At 70.3% G+C, this 17,194-nt stretch carries 21 protein-coding genes; 8 read left to right on the top strand and 13 right to left on the bottom strand.

Annotated features, from left to right (window positions below; translation table 11 throughout):
* Nucleotides 1-209: 209 nt before the first annotated feature.
* From ABFX50_RS33395 to ABFX50_RS33370, 6 genes are all read right to left on the bottom strand, one after another.
* Nucleotides 210-881, bottom strand: a complete 672-nt coding sequence (locus tag ABFX50_RS33395; protein WP_346152049.1) for an NUDIX hydrolase — start codon at nucleotides 879-881, stop codon at nucleotides 210-212.
* A 13-nt stretch (nucleotides 882-894) separates the two neighbouring features.
* Nucleotides 895-2,088 carry an RNA polymerase sigma factor gene (locus tag ABFX50_RS33390; RefSeq protein WP_346152047.1) on the bottom strand — a complete coding sequence of 398 codons (1,194 nt, stop codon included), beginning with the start codon at nucleotides 2,086-2,088 and terminating at the stop codon, nucleotides 895-897.
* Nucleotides 2,072-2,416, bottom strand: coding sequence for a YciI family protein (locus tag ABFX50_RS33385; protein ID WP_346152045.1), 345 nt, complete (start codon nucleotides 2,414-2,416; stop codon nucleotides 2,072-2,074). Before ABFX50_RS33385 ends, ABFX50_RS33390 begins: the two co-directional genes overlap by 17 nt.
* The gene (locus tag ABFX50_RS33380; RefSeq protein WP_183660971.1) at nucleotides 2,413-2,748 is read right to left on the bottom strand and encodes a YciI family protein; all 336 of its coding nucleotides are present in this window, start codon (nucleotides 2,746-2,748) and stop codon (nucleotides 2,413-2,415) included. The genes ABFX50_RS33385 and ABFX50_RS33380 overlap by 4 nt, the downstream gene beginning before the upstream one ends.
* A gap of 95 nt (nucleotides 2,749-2,843) precedes the next feature.
* On the bottom strand, nucleotides 2,844-3,827 hold the full coding sequence (locus tag ABFX50_RS33375) for a tyrosine-type recombinase/integrase (protein ID WP_346152043.1): 984 nt from the start codon (nucleotides 3,825-3,827) through the stop codon (nucleotides 2,844-2,846).
* 10 nt (nucleotides 3,828-3,837) lie between these two features.
* Nucleotides 3,838-5,484 (bottom strand): acetolactate synthase large subunit, encoded by a 1,647-nt coding sequence (locus ABFX50_RS33370; protein WP_346152041.1) that lies wholly within the window; start codon nucleotides 5,482-5,484, stop codon nucleotides 3,838-3,840.
* A 40-nt stretch (nucleotides 5,485-5,524) separates the two neighbouring features.
* Between ABFX50_RS33370 and ABFX50_RS33365 the strand changes: the two genes are divergently transcribed.
* Together ABFX50_RS33365 and ABFX50_RS33360 are read left to right on the top strand one after the other, a co-directional pair.
* The gene (locus ABFX50_RS33365) at nucleotides 5,525-6,955 is read left to right on the top strand and encodes a WS/DGAT/MGAT family O-acyltransferase (RefSeq protein WP_346152039.1); all 1,431 of its coding nucleotides are present in this window, start codon (nucleotides 5,525-5,527) and stop codon (nucleotides 6,953-6,955) included.
* 10 nt (nucleotides 6,956-6,965) lie between these two features.
* A complete protein-coding gene (locus tag ABFX50_RS33360) occupies nucleotides 6,966-8,024 on the top strand; it encodes a winged helix DNA-binding domain-containing protein (RefSeq protein ID WP_346152037.1) in 1,059 nt (352 codons plus the stop codon).
* A 29-nt stretch (nucleotides 8,025-8,053) separates the two neighbouring features.
* On the opposite strand, the gene ABFX50_RS33355 is transcribed toward ABFX50_RS33360, so the two are convergent.
* A complete protein-coding gene (locus tag ABFX50_RS33355; protein ID WP_346152035.1) occupies nucleotides 8,054-8,374 on the bottom strand; it encodes a GYD domain-containing protein in 321 nt (106 codons plus the stop codon).
* A 268-nt stretch (nucleotides 8,375-8,642) separates the two neighbouring features.
* Between ABFX50_RS33355 and ABFX50_RS33350 the strand changes: the two genes are divergently transcribed.
* Nucleotides 8,643-9,155 carry a SigE family RNA polymerase sigma factor gene (locus tag ABFX50_RS33350; protein ID WP_346152034.1) on the top strand — a complete coding sequence of 171 codons (513 nt, stop codon included), beginning with the start codon at nucleotides 8,643-8,645 and terminating at the stop codon, nucleotides 9,153-9,155.
* Nucleotides 9,152-10,066 (top strand): endolytic transglycosylase MltG, encoded by a 915-nt coding sequence (gene mltG, locus ABFX50_RS33345; protein ID WP_346152032.1) that lies wholly within the window; start codon nucleotides 9,152-9,154, stop codon nucleotides 10,064-10,066. Before ABFX50_RS33350 ends, mltG begins: the two co-directional genes overlap by 4 nt.
* 95 nt (nucleotides 10,067-10,161) lie before the next feature.
* Here mltG and ABFX50_RS33340 read toward each other — a convergent pair whose 3' ends face one another.
* The 4 genes from ABFX50_RS33340 to ABFX50_RS33325 all read right to left on the bottom strand — a co-directional run bounded on the left by ABFX50_RS33340 (nucleotide 10,162) and on the right by ABFX50_RS33325 (nucleotide 13,462).
* Nucleotides 10,162-11,118, bottom strand: a complete 957-nt coding sequence (locus ABFX50_RS33340; RefSeq protein ID WP_346152030.1) for a MerR family transcriptional regulator — start codon at nucleotides 11,116-11,118, stop codon at nucleotides 10,162-10,164.
* A gap of 116 nt (nucleotides 11,119-11,234) precedes the next feature.
* Nucleotides 11,235-12,269: an alpha/beta fold hydrolase gene (locus tag ABFX50_RS33335; protein WP_346152029.1), complete on the bottom strand. Its 1,035-nt coding sequence runs from the start codon at nucleotides 12,267-12,269 to the stop codon at nucleotides 11,235-11,237.
* Nucleotides 12,270-12,297: 28 nt separating this feature from the next.
* On the bottom strand, nucleotides 12,298-12,789 hold the full coding sequence (locus ABFX50_RS33330) for a DinB family protein (protein ID WP_346152027.1): 492 nt from the start codon (nucleotides 12,787-12,789) through the stop codon (nucleotides 12,298-12,300).
* A gap of 46 nt (nucleotides 12,790-12,835) precedes the next feature.
* Nucleotides 12,836-13,462 carry an SAM-dependent methyltransferase gene (locus ABFX50_RS33325; protein WP_346152025.1) on the bottom strand — a complete coding sequence of 209 codons (627 nt, stop codon included), beginning with the start codon at nucleotides 13,460-13,462 and terminating at the stop codon, nucleotides 12,836-12,838.
* A 99-nt stretch (nucleotides 13,463-13,561) separates the two neighbouring features.
* Between ABFX50_RS33325 and ABFX50_RS33320 the strand changes: the two genes are divergently transcribed.
* Nucleotides 13,562-14,155: a helix-turn-helix domain-containing protein gene (locus ABFX50_RS33320; RefSeq protein WP_379506783.1), complete on the top strand. Its 594-nt coding sequence runs from the start codon at nucleotides 13,562-13,564 to the stop codon at nucleotides 14,153-14,155.
* A 224-nt stretch (nucleotides 14,156-14,379) separates the two neighbouring features.
* Nucleotides 14,380-14,733 carry an STAS domain-containing protein gene (locus ABFX50_RS33315; RefSeq protein WP_346152023.1) on the top strand — a complete coding sequence of 118 codons (354 nt, stop codon included), beginning with the start codon at nucleotides 14,380-14,382 and terminating at the stop codon, nucleotides 14,731-14,733.
* A gap of 29 nt (nucleotides 14,734-14,762) precedes the next feature.
* On the opposite strand, the gene ABFX50_RS33310 is transcribed toward ABFX50_RS33315, so the two are convergent.
* Nucleotides 14,763-15,164 carry an ATP-binding protein gene (locus tag ABFX50_RS33310; protein ID WP_346152021.1) on the bottom strand — a complete coding sequence of 134 codons (402 nt, stop codon included), beginning with the start codon at nucleotides 15,162-15,164 and terminating at the stop codon, nucleotides 14,763-14,765.
* A 271-nt stretch (nucleotides 15,165-15,435) separates the two neighbouring features.
* On the opposite strand from ABFX50_RS33310, the gene ABFX50_RS33305 reads away from it, so the two are divergent.
* Nucleotides 15,436-15,825 carry an STAS domain-containing protein gene (locus ABFX50_RS33305; protein WP_346152019.1) on the top strand — a complete coding sequence of 130 codons (390 nt, stop codon included), beginning with the start codon at nucleotides 15,436-15,438 and terminating at the stop codon, nucleotides 15,823-15,825.
* Between the two features lie 161 nt (nucleotides 15,826-15,986).
* Here the strand turns inward: ABFX50_RS33305 and ABFX50_RS33300 are convergent, their stop codons facing one another.
* Nucleotides 15,987-16,346, bottom strand: a complete 360-nt coding sequence (locus tag ABFX50_RS33300; RefSeq protein WP_346152017.1) for an STAS domain-containing protein — start codon at nucleotides 16,344-16,346, stop codon at nucleotides 15,987-15,989.
* Between the two features lie 320 nt (nucleotides 16,347-16,666).
* Between ABFX50_RS33300 and ABFX50_RS33295 the strand changes: the two genes are divergently transcribed.
* The gene (locus tag ABFX50_RS33295) at nucleotides 16,667-17,098 is read left to right on the top strand and encodes a helix-turn-helix transcriptional regulator (protein ID WP_346152015.1); all 432 of its coding nucleotides are present in this window, start codon (nucleotides 16,667-16,669) and stop codon (nucleotides 17,096-17,098) included.
* The last annotated feature ends 96 nt before the right edge of the window (nucleotides 17,099-17,194 follow it).

Here is a 17,194-nt window from a genome sequence, read left to right as displayed (position 1 = left end):
AGCGGCCCCCACCGGGTGGGTGGGGCGCCGTTCGTGAGGCTCAAGGCCGCTGTGGCGGTCGCCTCCTCGGCGAGGTGCACAACACGGCTCCAGCCGAACGGTATTCCGTGAAGGCGGTAATTTGCGGCCCGGGGGACACAGACCACAGCGGCCTTGCTGACTCTAACGGACATCGGGCGGTGGCTATTCCATCCTGCCCCAAGAGTGGGTCAGGTTCTCGTCCAGTGGGGCTGGCTGACGCCGGAAACGCGCAGCTCACGCCCCCTGAGGGCGACTTCGGCGAACTGCCACAAAATCGCGCCCGTCGGGGCGTGTATCACGATGCCAGGACCGAGCGGCATCTGCAGCAGTCCCTGGTTCCAGCGCGGCACGCCGGGGGCCAGCAGCCGGTCGAGCGGCACCCTGTGGACCGAGGCCACCTCCCTGGCGTCGGGGCGCGGGTCGGCAGGCCCGCCGAAGGCCACCACCGGGGTGATCACGAAGCCCGAGTCGGTGACGTAGTCGTCCAGCACGCCCGCCACCTCCATGCCGGTGACCGCCGTCTCCTCGGCCAGCTCGCGCAGCGCCCCCTCCGTCGCCTGCTCGCCGTCCTCGAGCCGCCCGCCCGGCAGCGCCCACTGCCCCGCGTTGCGCCCGCGTGCGGCCCGCTTGATCACGATCGTGTACGGCGGGCGCTCGCCGTCGCGCAGCACGCACACGGCCACCGCCGCCCTGCGCAGCCCGTCGCCGACCGGCACGCTCACCGGCCGCAGCAGCGCGAGGTTGGCCGTCACCTGAGCCTTCAGCAGGTCGAAGGGCAGCAGCTCGCCGGCCTCGCCCATGACGCCGCCCGCAGGTGAGGGAAGGGCGGGACCCGGGCGGGGGGTGTGGAGTGGGGGCACGGTGGCCAGGATCTCACGGGCGCAGCCCGCGCTCGGTCTGGGTGCGCCTCGACAGCAGGAACTCCCGCTCCTGCTGCGTGCCGACCAGGGCCAGCGCCCTGCCGTACTCGGTCACCGCCTCCTCCGTCCTGCCCAGCCTGCGCAGGAGCTCGGCGCGGGTGGCGGGCAGCAGGTGGTGGTGGGGCAGCTCGGCCTCCAGCCCTTCGAGCATGGCCAGGCCCGCCTCGGGCCCTGACGCCTCGGCGACGGCGACGGCGTGGTTGAGCCGCACGACGGCCGAGCCGGTCAGCTCCTCGAGCATGCCGTACAGGGCGGCGATGGCCGTCCAGTCGGTGTCCTGCGCCCGGGCGGCGGAGGCGTGCTCGGCGGCGATGGCGGCCTGGAGCAGGTAGGGGCCGGGCGGGCCTGGGGCCAGCAGCGCGAGCGCCTCCTCGATCTCCTGGTGCCGCCACAGCGAGCGGTCCTGCTCGGCGAGGGTGACCAGGCGGCCGTCCGAGCCGACGCGGGCGTGGCGGCGCGCGTGGTGCAGCATCATCAGCGCCTGCAGCGCCCTCACCTCGCTGTCGTCGGGCAGCAGCGAGACCAGCATGCGGGCCAGCGTGATCGCCTCGCTCGCCGTCTCGTCGCGGATCAGCGCGTCGCCCTCGGTGGCCGCGTAACCCTCGGTGAAGATCAGATAGAGGACGGCCAGCACGCCGTCGAGCCGTTCGCGCAGCTCGGGTCCGGCGGGCACCCTGAAGGGGATGCCGGCCTGGCTGATCTTCTTCTTGGCGCGGGTGATCCTGGCGGCCATGGTCGCCTCGCCGACCAGGAACATCCTGGCGATCTGCCGGGTGGTCAGACCGCCCACGCAACGCAGGGTCAGCGCCACCCGCGCCTCCATGGACAGCGCGGGGTGGCAGCAGGTGAAGATCAGCCGCAGCCGGTCGTCGTGCGCGGGCTGCTCCTCGACCACGAGCAGCGGCAGCTTGCGGGTGGCCACCGCCGTACGGCGCAGCCGGTCGACGGCGCGGCGGCGCGCGGCCGTCAGCAGCCAGGCCGGCGGGTTGGCGGGGACCGGCGGCCAGGAGGAGACGGCCGTGGCGAAGGCGTCCTGCAACGACTCCTCGGCCAGGTCCAGGTCGCGCAGTTCGGCGGTCAGGAGGGCGAGCAGGCGCGCCCAGTGCTCCCGGTACGCCTGCTCGACCGCGTCATTCCTGATACTCAACGACAGGTCGCACTTCGACGATCTGCTCGGGGCAGGCCTTGGCGTAGCCGATGGCCTCGTCCAGGTTCTCCGCCTCGATGAGGTAGAAGCCGCCGAGGTGCTCGACGGTCTCCACGTAGGGGCCGTCGGTGCGCAGCACGTGACCGTCCTTCTTGCGCAGGCTCACCGTCTCGCGCGAGCCTGCGAGGGCGTCGCCGCCGAGGAAGGCGCCGCGCTCGCTCAGCATCGCGATGAAGCGCTCGTGCGCGGCCTGGGTCTGCTCGGCCTGCTCCGGCGTGGCCTGCTCCCAGAGCTTGTCGTCGCCGTAGATCAGCATCGCGTACTTCATGTCGTGATCCTCCTGATCTCGACGCCGTCGGAGGGCATGGCGGTGGCGAACTCGACGGCCTCCTCGAGGTCGGCGGCCTCGACGAGCACGTAGCCCGAGATCTGCTCGACCGTCTCGGCGTAGGGGCCGTCGGTGACCAGCACCTGCTCGCCGTTCTTCCTGATCGTGGTGGCGGTGGAGGAGTGGGCCAGCTCCTGGCCGCCCAGGTTGGCGCCGCGCTCCTCCAGCATCCTGGTGAAGGCGCCCCAGCGCGCGTAGACCTCCTTGCGCTCCTGCGGACCCGCTTCCGCCCAGGTGCGTTCCTCGCCGGTGACCAGCAACAGATATTTCATGACAGTCCCTCCTGTGTGATGGTGTCACTGCCATGACGCGGGAGCGGCGGCCATTTCGACAACGAGGAGGAAAATCTTCCGGCGCGTGGTCTGCGTCAGCGCAGCGGTCTGGCCTCGGGGAGTCTGAGCCTGTCGACCGCCTCGCGCCTGGTGTTCTCCGGCCTGCGGTCGTAGCGGGCGGTCGTCGCGGGCGAGGAGTGCCCGACCAGCGCCTGAGCGGTCGCGAGGTCCACCCCCGCGTCCAGCAGCTCGCCGATGAAGGTGCGCCTGAAGTCGTGCGCGGTCCGTGGCGAGGCGCCCGCCTCGCCCAGCCGCCTGGCGAGGATGTCGGCGATGCCCTGCCCGGTCAGCGGCACCAGTCGCCCGTCGCGCGTGCGCAGCCGTCCCGCCCTGCTGATCGGGCAGAACAGCGCGCCGGCCGTACGGCCTCTGATCGCCAGCCACCGCTCGAGCAGCCCGATCGCGTCGCCGGTCAGGTAGACCATGCGCTCCTTGTCGCGCTTGCCGCGCACCCGCAGCGACCGCGCGGCGGGGTCGTAGTCGGTCAGGGCCAGCCCCGCGATCTCCGCGCGCCTGCAGCCGGTGGAGTAGAGGGTCGCGATCAGCGCGGCGTCGCGCAGCCCCGCGGGGGAGTCGTCGCACGCCGACAGCGCCGCGCCCACCACCTCCGGCGGGACGTGCTGGCCCGTGGGCAGCCTGGTGTGGGTGACGGGCGCCAGGTCGGCGGCGCGGGCGTACTCCTCGGCGCTGATCTGGCCGAGCCGCCAGGCCTCCTTCAGCACCCGCCGCAGCGCCACCAGGTGCTTGTTGACGTAGGCGGGCGACCAGCCCTGTTCAGTGAGCACCGTCCTGATGCGCACGGTGTGCTCGTAGCGCAGCAGGTGCCACGGCATGCCCGCCCCCGTGACCGCCTCGTCGCCGGTCAGCACCCTCGCGATGCGATCGAGACACCCTCGCATCGTCCTCCTCGACTCGGCGCTGGCCAGTGAGTCGAGGTAGACGTGGTAGGGGTCGGTGGCGGGCGCCTCGGCGATCGCGGGCAGCCGCGGCTCGGCGGCGGGTACGGCGGGCACGTCCATCCCGCCGATCCTAGGACTCCAGGACGTGGGAGAGCGTCTCCGTCAGGGCCAGGTTGGCGGAGTAGTCGACAGGGACGGTGATCACCGACACCCCTTCGTAGGCCAGCGCCTCGCGCAGCGTCGGCAGCAGCTCCTCCGCCGTCCGCACCCGATGGCCCCTGGCGCCGAAGCTCTCGGCGTACCTGACGAAGTCGGGGTTGCCGAAGGCGATGCTGGAGCTGCGTCCGAGCTCCAGGCCCATCTTCCAGTCGATGAGCCCGTAGGCGCCGTCCTCCCAGATCAGCACCGTGATCGGGATCCGCTCGCGCACGGCGGTCTCCAGCTCCTGCGAGTTCATCAGGAACGCGCCGTCGCCCGTGGCGGCCAGCACCCTGCGGGAGGGGAAGGCGAGTTTGGCGGCGATGGCCCCCGGCACCGCGAACCCCATGGACGACAGGCCGTTGGAGACCAGCATGGTGTTGGGCTCGTAGGTCGGGTACATGCGCGACATCCACATCTTCACCGCGCCCGTGTCGGCCAGCACGATGTCGTCACGCTCCATCGCCTGCCTGATGTCGGCCACGACCCTGCGCGGCGTCAGCGGGAAGCCGTCCTCACCCTGTCCCCGGGCGAACTCCTCCCTGATGAGCGTGCGGACCTTCTCCACGGTCGGGCTGAGCGTGAAACGCCGGTGGACGGCCTCGCCGAGCGCGTGCAGCGACCTCGACAGGTCGCCCTGGACGCCGACGGCCACCGGGTAGTGCTCGTCGACCTCCGCGGGGAACTGGTGGATGTGGACGATCTTCTTCGACCGGTCAGGGTTGATCTTGACGGGGTCGAACTCCTGCAGCTCGTAGCCCACGCTGATCAGCACGTCGGCCTCGTCGAAGGCGAAGTTCACGTGGTCGTGCCGCATGAAGCCGAAGGCGCCGAGCGCATGCCTGTGGTCGTCGGGGAAGACGCCCTTGCCGTTGAAGGTGGTGGCCACGGGGATGCCCAGGTGCTCGGAGAAGCGCACCAGCGCGTCGCGGGCCCCCGCCCTGGCCGCGCCGTGACCGGCCAGCACGATCGGCCGCCTGGCCGTGGCCAGCAGGTCGGCGGCGCGGGCGATCTGGGCGGGGGAGGGGTCGACGGGCCGCACCACGTTCACCGGCAGCGGGCGCGCGTCGTCGGGGACGGGCGCCTTCTCGACGTCCTCGGGGATCGCCAGGTACACCGCGCCAGGACGCTCGGTCTGGGCGATCTTGAAGGCTTTGCGCAGCATCTCGGGCACCGCGGCGGCCGTCGGCACCAGCTCGGCCCACTTGGTGATGGGCCTGAACAGCGACACCAGGTCGACGATCTGGTGCGACTCCTTGTAGATGCGGTCGAGCCCCACCTGCGCCGAGATGGCCACGACGGGGGTGCTGTTGGTGGTGGCGTCGGCGACGCCCAGCTGCAGGTTGATCGCTCCCGGGCCGAGGGTGGCCGAGGCCACGCCCGCCTTGCCGGTCAGCCTGCCGTACATCTCGGCCATGAACGCCGCGCCCTGCTCGTGGCGGACGAGGACGTAGCGGATGGAGGAGTCGTTCACCGCGTCGACGAAGTGGATGTTTTCCTCACCCGGGATGCCGAAGACGTACTTCACGCCCTCCGCCTCCAGCGCCCGGACCAGCAGTCTGGCAGCTGTGCTACTCATGCCCTCTGCAGCAAACCCGAAGCCGAGTAAATTTCCTGTCATGGCGCAGCTGACCGCTCTAGACGCCCAGTTCCTCCACTTCGAGACGGCGACCAACGTGGCCAACATCGCAGGCCTCGCCATCCTCGACGGCGACCTCAACAGATCGGACCTGCAGGCGCTGCTGGAACAGCGCCTGCCGCACGTGGCCGCGCTACGGCGCAAGCTGGCCCCCGTGCCCCTGGGTCTCGACCACCCCTACTGGATCAGGGAGGACGACCTCGACCTCGACTACCACGTGAGGGAGATCGGGCTGCCGCCGCCAGGCGACGACAGACAGCTGGCCGAGCAGGTCTCGCGCCTGCACGCGCGCAGGCTCGACAGAGGCAGGCCGCTGTGGGAGATCTACCTGATCCACGGCCTGGGCGACGGCCGCATGGGCCTCTACACCAAGATCCATCACGCTGCGGTCGACGGGGTCGGCGGCGCGGACGTGCTGGCGGCGCTGCTCGACCTGTCGCCCACACCCGCGCCGCCGCCCGAGGGCGAGCCCGAGCCGGACGAACCGGCTCCGAGCAGGACCGCGATGGTGGGCAGGGCGCTGACCAGGCTGGCCGCCAACCCCGCCCAGGCGGTACGGTTCGCGGCCAGGGCGGTGCCGCACCTGGACGAGATCCCCGTGGTGTCGAAGGTGCCGGGCGTGGAGCTGGTCTCGGGGCTGGCGCGCAGGGTGGCGGGCGCGGGCGACGCGCCCGGACTGCCCGCGCTGCCCGCGCCGCGCACCCCCTTCAGCGGCCCCATCTCCGCGCATCGGCGCTTCGCCTTCGTGTCGCTTCCGCTGGAGGAGATCAAGGAGGTCCGCAAGGCGTTCGGGGTGACGGTCAACGACGTGGTCATGGCGGTGTGCGCGGGAGCGCTGCGCCAGTGGCTGGCCGCGCACGGCGGGGTGCCCGACCGGCCGCTGGTGGCGGGCGTGCCGTTCTCGGTGCGCGAGGTGGGGGAGGCGCGCAGGGGCAACCAGGTCACGATCATGACGGCGCCGCTCGCCGTCGACGTCGAGGACCCGGTCCAGCGCCTGGAGGAGGTGCGCGTCTCCATGCAGCGCATCAAGGACAGGTTCTCGCTGGCCCCCGCCCGCTGGCTGAGGGAGTTCAGCGAGTCGATGCCCGCCGCGCTGATGGGCCTGGCCTCGCGTTCGGCCTTCGGCCTGGTGGGGCAGACCTCGCCGCCCATCAACGTGGCCATCTCCAACGTGCCGGGCCCGCAGTTCCCGCTCTACGTGTGCGGGGCCAGGCTGCTGACGCACTACCCGGTCTCGGTGATCACCGACGTGAGCGGCGGCGTCAACATCACCTGCTTCTCCTACGACGGCTCGCTGGACGTCGGCGTCGTCACCGACCGCACCATGATCCCCGACGCGTGGGAGATCACCGGCAGGCTTCGCGACGCGCTCGACGAATTGCGGAACGAAGCCTTCCGCATTGGGCCGTAGCGTTGGTCTCATGAAGCTGACGCGCAGGACTCTCAACCGCACCGCACTCCACCGGCAGCTCCTGCTGCGCCGCTCCACGATGTCGCCGATCGAGGCGATCCGCAGGCTGGTCGCGGTGCAGGGCCAGGAGATCAACGCGCCCTACCTCGGGCTGTGGTCGCGGCTGTCGGGCTTCGCCCACGACGACCTGTCCGACCTGCTGTACGGCGGGCAGGTCGTGCGCGGCTCCCTGCTGCGCGCCACCCAGCACCTGACCGCCGCCGACGACTACGTGTGGGTGCGCCCCCTCATGCAGGCCAGGTTCAGCAGGGCGAGCCAGAGCGCCTTCGCCAAGGTGACCGAGGGCGTGGACAGGGACGAGCTGGCGGCGCTGGCCAGGCGGCATCTGACCGGCCGCACGCTGACCCGCCCTCAGCTGCGCGACCTGCTGGCAGAGCGCTGGCCCGAGGCGGACGCGCTCGCGCTCGGCTGGCTGGCCCAGTCGTTGCTGGCGGTGGTGCACACCCCGCCCAACGGCATCTGGGGCAGGGGAGGGGCCACGCCGTTCACCCTGGCCGAGGAGTGGATCGGCAGGCCGCTGGAGACCACGCTCACGCCCGAACGGCTGGTCGAGCGGTACCTTGCCGCCTTCGGCCCCGCCGGCGTCAAGGACGTCCAGATGTGGTCGGGGCTGAGCAGGCTGCGCGAGGTCGTCGAGGGAATGCCGCTGCGCCGCTACACCGACGAGGAGGGGCGCGTCCTGTACGACCTGCCCGACGCCGAGCTCGCCGACGAGGACACGCCCGCGCCGGTGCGGCTGCTGCCGTACTTCGACAATCTCGTGCTCGCCTACGACGACCGCACCAGGCTGATGGCCGACGAGCACCGCAGGCAGGTGTGCGTGGGCTCGGTGACCCACCCGGTGATCCTGGTCGACGGCTTCGTCGCCGGGATGTGGTGGCTGACCAGGACGGGCCTGCGGATCCAGCCCTTCGGCGCACTGCCCGACGAGGTCATGGCGGAGGCCAGGCGGCTGCTGGAGTTCGCCGGCCAGAAGGAGGCCGCCATCGAGATCGCTCCGCAGGGTTGATCGCCGCCCGCCTCGGCGGGCTGCCGTCGTCAGGTTCCGGGAGCCCGGTACTCCACCTCCTGCCTGACGGCCTCGTCGATCTCCTCCGACGTCAGGAGGACGACCGTCTTCGTGCGTGCTCCGCCCGCCGCCGACACCCTGAGGCCCAACGCGGCCGAAGCGACGTTGCCGGGCAGGTCGACGATGACGTAGACGTCGCTCTCGCCGAACGCGTAGTACATCTGCTCGACGCGGCCCCCGAGACTCTCGGCCATGCGCTCCACCGCCTGGCGCCGTCCGGTGCCTCCTTCCCGGAGCACCCCCTTGAGGCCGTCCACGGTGTAGCTCGCCTGAATGAGGTATTTGGGCATGATGGAACCCCTTCCCGAACCGCCGCTCCTCCGGGAACGGCCATGAACGCGGTCACGTGGACGACGTTCTCGGCTTCGGTTGACGCTAAGCCCACCCGGTGCACAGGTTTCCACCTGGATCTCCACCTCGAAGTCCTGGTCGCCACCGGAGGGCGAGGCGCGGGTGAAGGTTCAGAAGGCCAGCGCGCGGCGCCTGACATTTTCCGGCATCCGGCATAGTTCCGTGGCGCCCGCTCGTCCTTGGTGGGTGACATCAAGAGGAGGACGGGTGGATCCAGGCTTTGAGGCGGCTCTGCGGCAGTTCGTCATCGACAGGTCGAGTGCGCTGTTCCGCACGGCGTACCTGCTGACCGGCGACCGGCACGCCGCCGAGGACCTCGTCCAGTCGGCCCTGGCGAAGACGGCCGCGCGGTGGCGCGGCCTGCGCGACGCCGAGGCCATCGAGGGATACGTCCGCCGCACCATGTACCACGAGCAGGTGAGCCGGTGGCGCCGCCGGTCGCGGGTCGTGGAGGTGAGCACGGACGAGCGGCTCGACCGGGCCGGCGACGGGCACGCCGAGGCGGCGGACCTGCGCGTGACGATGCGGGCGGCGCTGTCCCGGCTGACGCCCCGGCAGCGGACCATGCTCGTCCTGCGCTACTTCGAGGACAAGTCGGAGACCGAGATCGCGCGCCCGCTGGGCGTGCGGGTGGGCTCGGTCCGCAGCCAGATCTACCGATCGCTGGAGCGGCTGAAGAAGTCCGCCCCCGAACTGAGCACTGTGAGGGAGCTCCGTTGAACGTCGAGAACCTGCTGCGTGAGACTCTCGCCGACATGGCGGACGAGCAGGTGCCGCCGCCCCCGGCCCGCTTCCTCCCGAACCGTCCTGCCCGCCGGAGGGGCGCCGCCCTGGCGGCCGCGGTCACCGTCGTCGCCCTGGCCTTGGGCGGCACGATCGCCGTCAGGACCCTCTCGCCCGAGGCAGGTCGCCAGGAGGCACCCGTGGCCGCGCGTCCCGAGCCTGAACGGACGCACAAGATGACCATCGATGAGGGATGGCGGGTCGCCCGCTTGTTCGACAACCTCTCCCGCGCGACCGGCGAGCCCGCGAAGTCGTTCGCGCGGGCCGCCGAGGACGGCCGGGCACTGGGCCTGCCTCCGTACGCCAAGGGCAGGCTGGAGGGCTTCGCCCACCCCGGCACGTACAGTTTCGCCGACTCCGCCACCCCCGCCGCGATCCTGGCCGAGACGGTGGCCAGGTTCCGCGAGACGGCGGACGAGCTCGGCCTGGCCTCCCGACGCGCCCCCTTGGACGTCGTCATCATCGCCAGCCTCGTCCAGGCCGAATCGCCCACCGAGGCCGACATGCCGAAGGTGGCCCGTGTCATCCACAACCGCCTGGCCCGCGGCCTGCGGCTGCAGCTCGACAGCACCGTCCTCTACGGCCTCGGCAGGTACCGCGGCGACGTCACGACCGAGGACCTGAAGCTGCGTTCGCCGTACAACACCTACCGCCATCGCGGTCTGCCTCCGGGGCCCATCTGCAACCCGGGTGAGGCCGCGCTCAAGGCCGCCCTCCACCCGGCCGCGGGCCCCTGGCTCCACTTCGTGGTCACCGATCCGAAGCGTGGCACCTTGGGGTTCGCCACGTCGGCGGAGGAGTTCGCCGAGCTCGTCGACCGCGCCGCACGGGCGCGGCTGTCGGGTTAGCGCGTCACGCACGAGCGGCAGCCGCCCGCACACCGACTGCGATCGACTCTGGCTGACGGTGCTGTCTCGACCGATCCTGTGGGGCCGGAAACCGATCAGGCGGGGTTGTTCTTCAGCCAGGCGAGAACCTGCTGGGCGTGCTCGTTCGGTGGGAAGATCGGGTAGAAGACGTGCTCGATCTTCCCGCCGCGGATGATGAGCGTCAGCCGCCGGTAGAAGTGCTCTCCATCGGCTTGGAAGGTCGGCAGCCGGAGTGCCTTGGCGAGCCGGAATTCGGCGTCGGAGAGCATGGCGTAGGGAAGCCGCAGCCGATCCACGACTCCTTGCAGATAGTCGGTGGTCTGGATGGACATCCCGTGCACGCTGACCGCGCCGGCGGCAGTGAGATCCTCGTAGTGGTCACGGAAATCGCAGGCCTCGGGGGTGCAGCCGCGGGCTCCGGGGATGTTGTCCCAGCCTTGGGGCAGGTCGACGTCCGGGGTGCCGATGAGCGGAAAGACGTACAGGACATGACGGCCCTCTTCCAGGGCGTGGAGCCGGACCGGGTCGCCGCCGGTGCTGGGCAGCGTGATCTCCGGCAACGCCGTCCCCGGTAGGTGACGGGCGGCTCCGTCGTCCTGGGGAACGGGGAGGTCTGTAGGGAGTTCGTCCAGATTGGTCATCTTTGGCTGCTCCAGGTCACGTGGGGAGATGGGGAAGTTACGGGCGGCGGCGCTTCGCAGCCGGGCGATCAGTTCGGTCCTGCGCTCGGTGAGAGCGTCGATCCTCATGGTCAGCTCGTCGATCGCGGCGCGATACCCGGCCAGCGACGAGGGACAGTCATCGGCGTGCTCATGACCGACGTCCAGGCATTCCAGGAACGGCCGTGTCTGATCCGCCGAGATGCCCAGCCGGGTGAGCGCACGGATCTCGCGGACCCGCCGGAGGTCGTCCGCCGAGTAGTCGCGATAGCCGTTGTCGAGCCTGACCGGGGTGACCAGTCCCAACGATTCGTAGTAGCGAACCGCCTTGGTGCTCACTCCCGCCTTGCGTGCGAGTTCACTGATCTTCATCTGCATTCACCTGGGGAAACCTTAAACCTTGCCCTTGAGGGCAAGGTCAAGCCCTGCTGGCCTTCGGGGAGGTCGGGTGCAGACATCAGCGGTAGTGACGGTCCTCGCGTCCCCTGCTACCTGTTCCCGTCAAGGAAACGCACCAGCTCCGCGGTGACGAACCGAGGGTTCTCCTCGACGAGCCAGTGCCCTGCGTGCGGCACGTCCACCGCGCGTACGATCTTGGTCATGCGCGGGGCCACGGTGGAGCGGATCCCGTCGAGCTGTCCCTGGGCGGTCATGAGCAGCGTCGGGACACCTACCGGTGCCGCTGCCGCGGTGTCGCGGACGTCCTTGTCGAGGGCGCGATAGAGCTCGAAACCGCCCGACAGGACCTCCGGCCGGCTGTAGGTCCGTGCGTACTCGTTGATCTCGGTGTCGGTGAACGGGGACCGATCTGAGGTCCCACCGAACGCCGTTCCGGCGAAGGAGACCTGAGGGTAGAACAGTGCCAGGTACTCGCGGACGTCGTCGCCTACGACCGCCTCGGGGACCCATCGCTGGGAGTGGAAGGCGATGTGCCAGCTCAGTGAGCGGTATGTGGACGCATCGATCGCGGGCCCGGCCAGCGGCAGGTCGAAGTAGCCGAGGCGTGCGGTGTCGCCGGGGAATTGGCTGGCGTACTGGAATGCCACTGCGGCGCCGAAATCGTGGCCGACGACGGCGGCGTCCCGGATCTTGAGCCGGTCGGCGATCAACGTGTGCACGTACCGCGCCAGGGTGGCCTTGTCGTAGCCGGTCGGTGAGCCGTTGCTGTCGCCCAGTCCCGGAAGGTCGACAGCGTAGACGGTGTGGTGTTCGGCGAGTGCCGGCATGATCGGCCACCAGCCGTACCAGGTCTGGGGCCACCCGTGGATCAGCACCACCGGTGTGCCGCTGCCTCCGGTCACGTAGTGCATGCGGACGCCGTCGACATCGGCGAACTCGTGTCGGAAGGTTTTCTTGAACTCCGGGTCGTCCTGGGTGACGACGGCGTAGGGGGCGACGTTCGTCGCGGTCGGCGTGGAACAGGCTGCGGTGCCCATCGTGAGCAGAAGGGTGAGCATGATGGTCGCCACCGTGCGCGCGGATCGGAGAAGGCGGCGCGACAACGGCAGGGTTGCGGTCTTCATGTGTTCCTGTCCTGGAGAAGGCGTGGGGTCAGCGTCCGGTCGTGCCGTCGATCAGTTCGCGGAGGATGTCCGCGTGGCCCGCGTGGCGGCCGGTCTCCTCGATCATGTGGGTGAGTGCCCAGCGGATGCTGGGGGCGGGGCGGTTCGGCTGCGATCGAGGGACCGGCGCGCCGAGGTCGGGGCACCCGTCGAGCACGTCGTTCGCACGCTCGACCGTCTCGCGGTAGCGGGCGACGACGTCGGCCACGCTGTCCTCTGGTGCGGCACGGAACGTCGCCTGCCAGTCGGTGACGCCGTCCCCGAGGAACATCGAGCGTTCGACGAACGTCAGGTGGTTGAGCAGGCCGAGCAGGTTCGTGCCCGACGGCACCGCGGCCGTTCGCACCTCCGGTTCGGGCGCACCCTCGACCTTCGCGGCGACCGAGGCCCGGAGGTAGCCGAGGAATCCGCGCAGGACCTCAGCCTCGCTGCTCCCGGTCCGGGGCGGCGGAGTGTCGCGGCGGCGCACGGTGTCAGGCATAGTGCTCTCCTCTCTTCGTGGGGTGGGGGCGGCGCTGTTCGCCGTCTCAGGCGCTGCGGCGGATGAGCAGCACATGGTCGGTGACCTCGGCGGTGCGCCCGCCCGGCCCGGTCGCGAGCCTGCGGGGTGCGTCGGCCCGCTCGACCATCCACGTCGCCGCGTCCAGACCGATACCCGCCGCCACCTCCCGCGGGCTCGGATACCGGACGTCGGGATCCTGGTTCCACGACCACGGCGCGGTCGAACCGTGGTCGACGATCAGCAGGCGCCCATCCGGGCGCAACGCGTGCGCGGCCGAGCGCAGGACGGCCGCTCTGTCCAGGTCGAAGGGGGTGTGCAGATAGTGGGCGCAGATCAGGTCGAACTCGCCGTCCGGGAAAGAGCTGCGTAGGTCGTGCCGCACGGCGGTCACGCGATCGCCCAGGCCGTGTGCGTCGGCGAGTGCCGCGAGCCGCTCGACCGCCACGGCCGAGATGTCGGCGGCGGTGACGTGCCACCCCTGTCCGGCGAGCCACAGCGCGTCACCGCCGGCGCCGCATCCGAGGTCCAGCGCGTCGCCGGGCGGCAGTCCCGTGACCGTCTCGGTGAGACGGACATTCGGCCGTGGATCGGTGGCCGCCGGTCGCGCCGCGTACACGCCGTCCCAGAACATGACCGCATCGCCGGTCTTCATCGAGGCTCCTTCCGTCGGTGTCCGCTCAGTCTGGCCAGACGCGCACCGATCTGGCACGAAATCTTGCGGTTCTGGCAAGATGGCGCCGTGGAACATGAAATGGACGAGGTACTCGCCGCAGTGGGGCCGCGACTTCGTGCGCTGCGTCGTCACCGCGGCATCACCCTCGCCGACCTCGCCACGACAACCGGCGTGTCGGAGAGCACACTGTCCCGGCTGGAGAGCGGTCAGCGCCGGGCGACCTTGGAGTTGCTGCTGCCGCTGGCCCGCACTTACAACGTTCCGCTGGACGACCTCGTAGGCGCCCCGCGCACCGGCGACCCCCGGATCCACCTCACGCCGATCCGGAGGTTCGGGATGACCTTCGTGCCGCTGTCCCGGCGACCGGGCGGGGTACAGGCGTTCAAAATGATCATCCCTGCCCAGCTGGAACCGCCCGTACCGATCCCGCAGACCCACGACGGCTTCGAGTGGCTGTACGTGCTGAACGGACGCCTGCGGCTCATCCTCGGCGAGCGCGACCTGACGTTGCCGGCCGGTGAGGCAGCCGAGTTCGACACGTCCTTGCCGCACTGGCTGGGCAGTGCCGACGGCGGCGTTGTCGAGCTTCTCATCCTGTTCGACCCGCAAGGGATGCGTACGCACATACACGCCGACCCTCATCGGCCGTCTCACGGCGGGAGCCAGCGGTGAACTCAGCGAGAGATTTCGGTGTTCGCGCTCGCCGAAGCCGCCCAAACCGGTGAAGTTGGGCGAGGTGGCGGAGGCGGAGCGGCGCAAGGCCGAGGCCACGCGCGGACATCACGCTCTCCGCCGACCTACACGACGCCATCGTCGCCCCCGGCATCTCGCGCGCACCCCTTCAGTGCCCCGTAACCCTCGACATCTGCTCTTGATCACCGGGTTATGGTGGGGCGGTGAAGCCTCTCGTGCTCGGCTGCCAGCACCTTCCCGGCGTCACGCTGATCACCGTGGCCGGGCAACTGGACACGATCACCAGCGGCCAGTTGGACGGCTTCATCCGCCAGGTCCGCCGTCGGCCAGAAGAGCATGTGGTGCTCGACCTTACCGAGCTGTCCTTCATGGACAGCAGCGGACTACGGGTGATGCTCACCACCCACTCCTACAGCGCCCAGCACGGCGGCAGCCTGCGCCTGGCGGCGCTGCGGCCCGGTCCGGCCCGGCTGCTGCACATCGCCGGCCTGGAGTGTCATCTGTCGATCTACGCCAGTGTGCAGGACGCGCTCGCCGACGCCTTCGCCACCGAGTAGGGACCGGCCGCCCTCGCGGACGGTGGTGATCAGCGGCGTAGGTCGGCGTCGTCGCCGGTGCGCATGCGCAGGCGGACGGAGGAGCGGCCGACGCCCTGGGCGATGACGAGTTCGTCGCACAGCCGACCCATGAGCCACAGGCCATAGCCGCTCCGGGCATGAAGCGGCGGCCGGGGGCGGTGTCCAGGACTCAGACGGCCGAGGTGGTCGGTCACTTCGACGACGACGTCGGTGAGCGAGTGCCACACGGTGACGCTGCCGCGCCCGTGGGCGTGCTCGAGCACGTTGCTGGCAGCCTCGCTGAAGGCGAGGACGAGGTCGTCCAGGCGCTGGCCGCGCAGGCCGGCGCGGGCAGCGTGCCGGTGGACCTGCTCGCGCTGCGCAGGCAGGTCATCGGTGATGGGCCAGGACCCGGCACGCTGTTCCCTCATCACGATCAAGCCCTTCCCCCGCTGGTCCGCCCGAAGGCTGTAGAACACGGCGATGGCGCCCCGTCTTCGCTCGCATGCGCCTCCCGCATCGCCGGCTCGCCGCCGGCATGTGGTTCTAGCGGGCTACCCCCTGGCAGGGCGTCAATCGTGCGGGGGCACCCGCCGAGGCATCTTCTTGCCGACAGCCGCCTTCCGGCCTTGGAGGAGCATGACCCGGCACACAGGGGCGCGTTCTTCCTGCTCGTGCCAGGGCAGTGCCTGGGAGGGGGTGGTGATCGTGGGCCTGGGGGGTGGACCGGGGGAGTTGCTGCGCGTCACCGTGCGCCGCGATCGCTCGGCTGTCGTGGTGGCCCTGAAGGGTGAGCTGGACCTGCACACCCAGCCGCTGGCTGAAGACGCGTTCGCCCAGGTGCTGACCGAGACGGCGCCGCACCCGTCGGGCGTGATCGCGGACCTGTCGGAGCTGACCTTCTGCGACTCCACCGGACTGAGCGCGCTGATCAGTGCCCGGCATCGCCTGGCGGCGAACGGCAGGCCGCTGGTGCTGGCCGGCGTGCACGACAGGGTCACACAGGTTCTCCGCCTCACCGGCCTGGATCGGGTCTTCGGTTGCTACGCCACAGTGGCCGAGGCGGCATCCGCCCTGGACCAGGACGGATGAGCGGGCTGTGGCGGCCCTGGTCACGCGGCGGGCATTCGTCCACCATGAGCTGCGCCTTGGCCACGACCAGGCGGCCGCGCAGACCCCCCACCACCCCGCCGCCACTCAAGACTCAACTATTGGACGGCAGCACTGCCGGCATTCCGGGGCGCAGATCGTGGTCAGGGCAGAACAAGGCCGGTCAGATGCAGCAGCCGCAGCAGCTGGGCCGGAGGGTTGTCGATACGGGCCCGGCCGTCGCGGCATAGGTCGATCAACATGCGAAGGCCGGCCACGTCGACGAAGTCAAGGTGTTCACAGTCGATGAGGAGCGGGTCGTCGTCTCGGCCGGCACGGCGAAGAGTGTCAGCCGCTGCCCGGTGGTTGGCCCCGTCGAGTTCGCCGATGAGGCGGACGGCGGCCGAGGCTGGTTGCGGGGTGTAGGTGATGCGCAAGTGGTCATCGAGGTAGAGCACCGCCACGACGTACTCGCCGGACCAGAGTTCGGGCGTGCTGCCGGGGATGTCAGCGGAGGTCGTCATGGGGGTCGGGGTGCGAGGGCGGTACCGGGCGCGCGACGCGGCAAGGGGCGGCCGGTCCAGGGCCCTCGCCTGCACTGTCGAAGCTTGTGCTGTCGGGGTCTGCGCTGACGGGAGTTGCGCGCTGATACCAGCGCACTGGTGCGTAATGGCAGCCATCGAAGACCTCCTGACACTGCTGTGCAGTTGATGTTCGCGCCACAGCGTAATAGAAGAAGCCGCATACCGGAAACCTTCTTCCGGTATGGCTCTTATGATAGAAGCGGTTCCATGCCCCAGCCCGAACGCCCGGGCCTCCCGACTTCTGGCCGGAAAGACGGAAAGTGAGTAGCTCTGACGACCGGTCCGCCTGGACTTTCCTGACCCACCACGCACGCGTCCTGACGGAGATCGCCCGAAACCCGCACGCACGGCTGCGCGACATCGCCGCCAGCATCGGCATCACCGAACGCGCCGTTCAAGGCATCGTGTCCGACCTGCACCAGACCGGCTACGTCACCCGTGAGAAGGCGGGCCGCCGCAATCACTATCGGGTCAACCCCGACCAGCACTTCCGCCATCCAGCCGAGGCGAACCTGCCCATCAGGCTGCTCATCGACATGTTCACCCAACACGACCTGTCCAGCGGCACCGAACCAGCCGCCGCGCCTGCCCACGAACCCTCCGCGGGCGGGCGCACCGCCGACCCGGACGGTCAGACGGTGCTCGAAGCCGACACCCCGCCCTCGACCTCATCGACAGAGCTGATCGTTTAGCGCGGATGCCTGTCTCTGACCCCCGGACCGCGGCCACGCTTCGCGCAGTCAACCTGCATATCCGTCGTGGCCCAGGAAGGGGTCGTGGACATCGCC

This window comes from Nonomuraea recticatena (genome assembly GCF_039533245.1).
GTDB classification, from domain to species: Bacteria; Actinomycetota; Actinomycetes; order Streptosporangiales; family Streptosporangiaceae; genus Nonomuraea; species Nonomuraea roseola.
The sequence above is the reverse complement of the archived record's forward strand: the minus strand, read 5'-3'. Positions and strand labels throughout refer to the sequence as shown.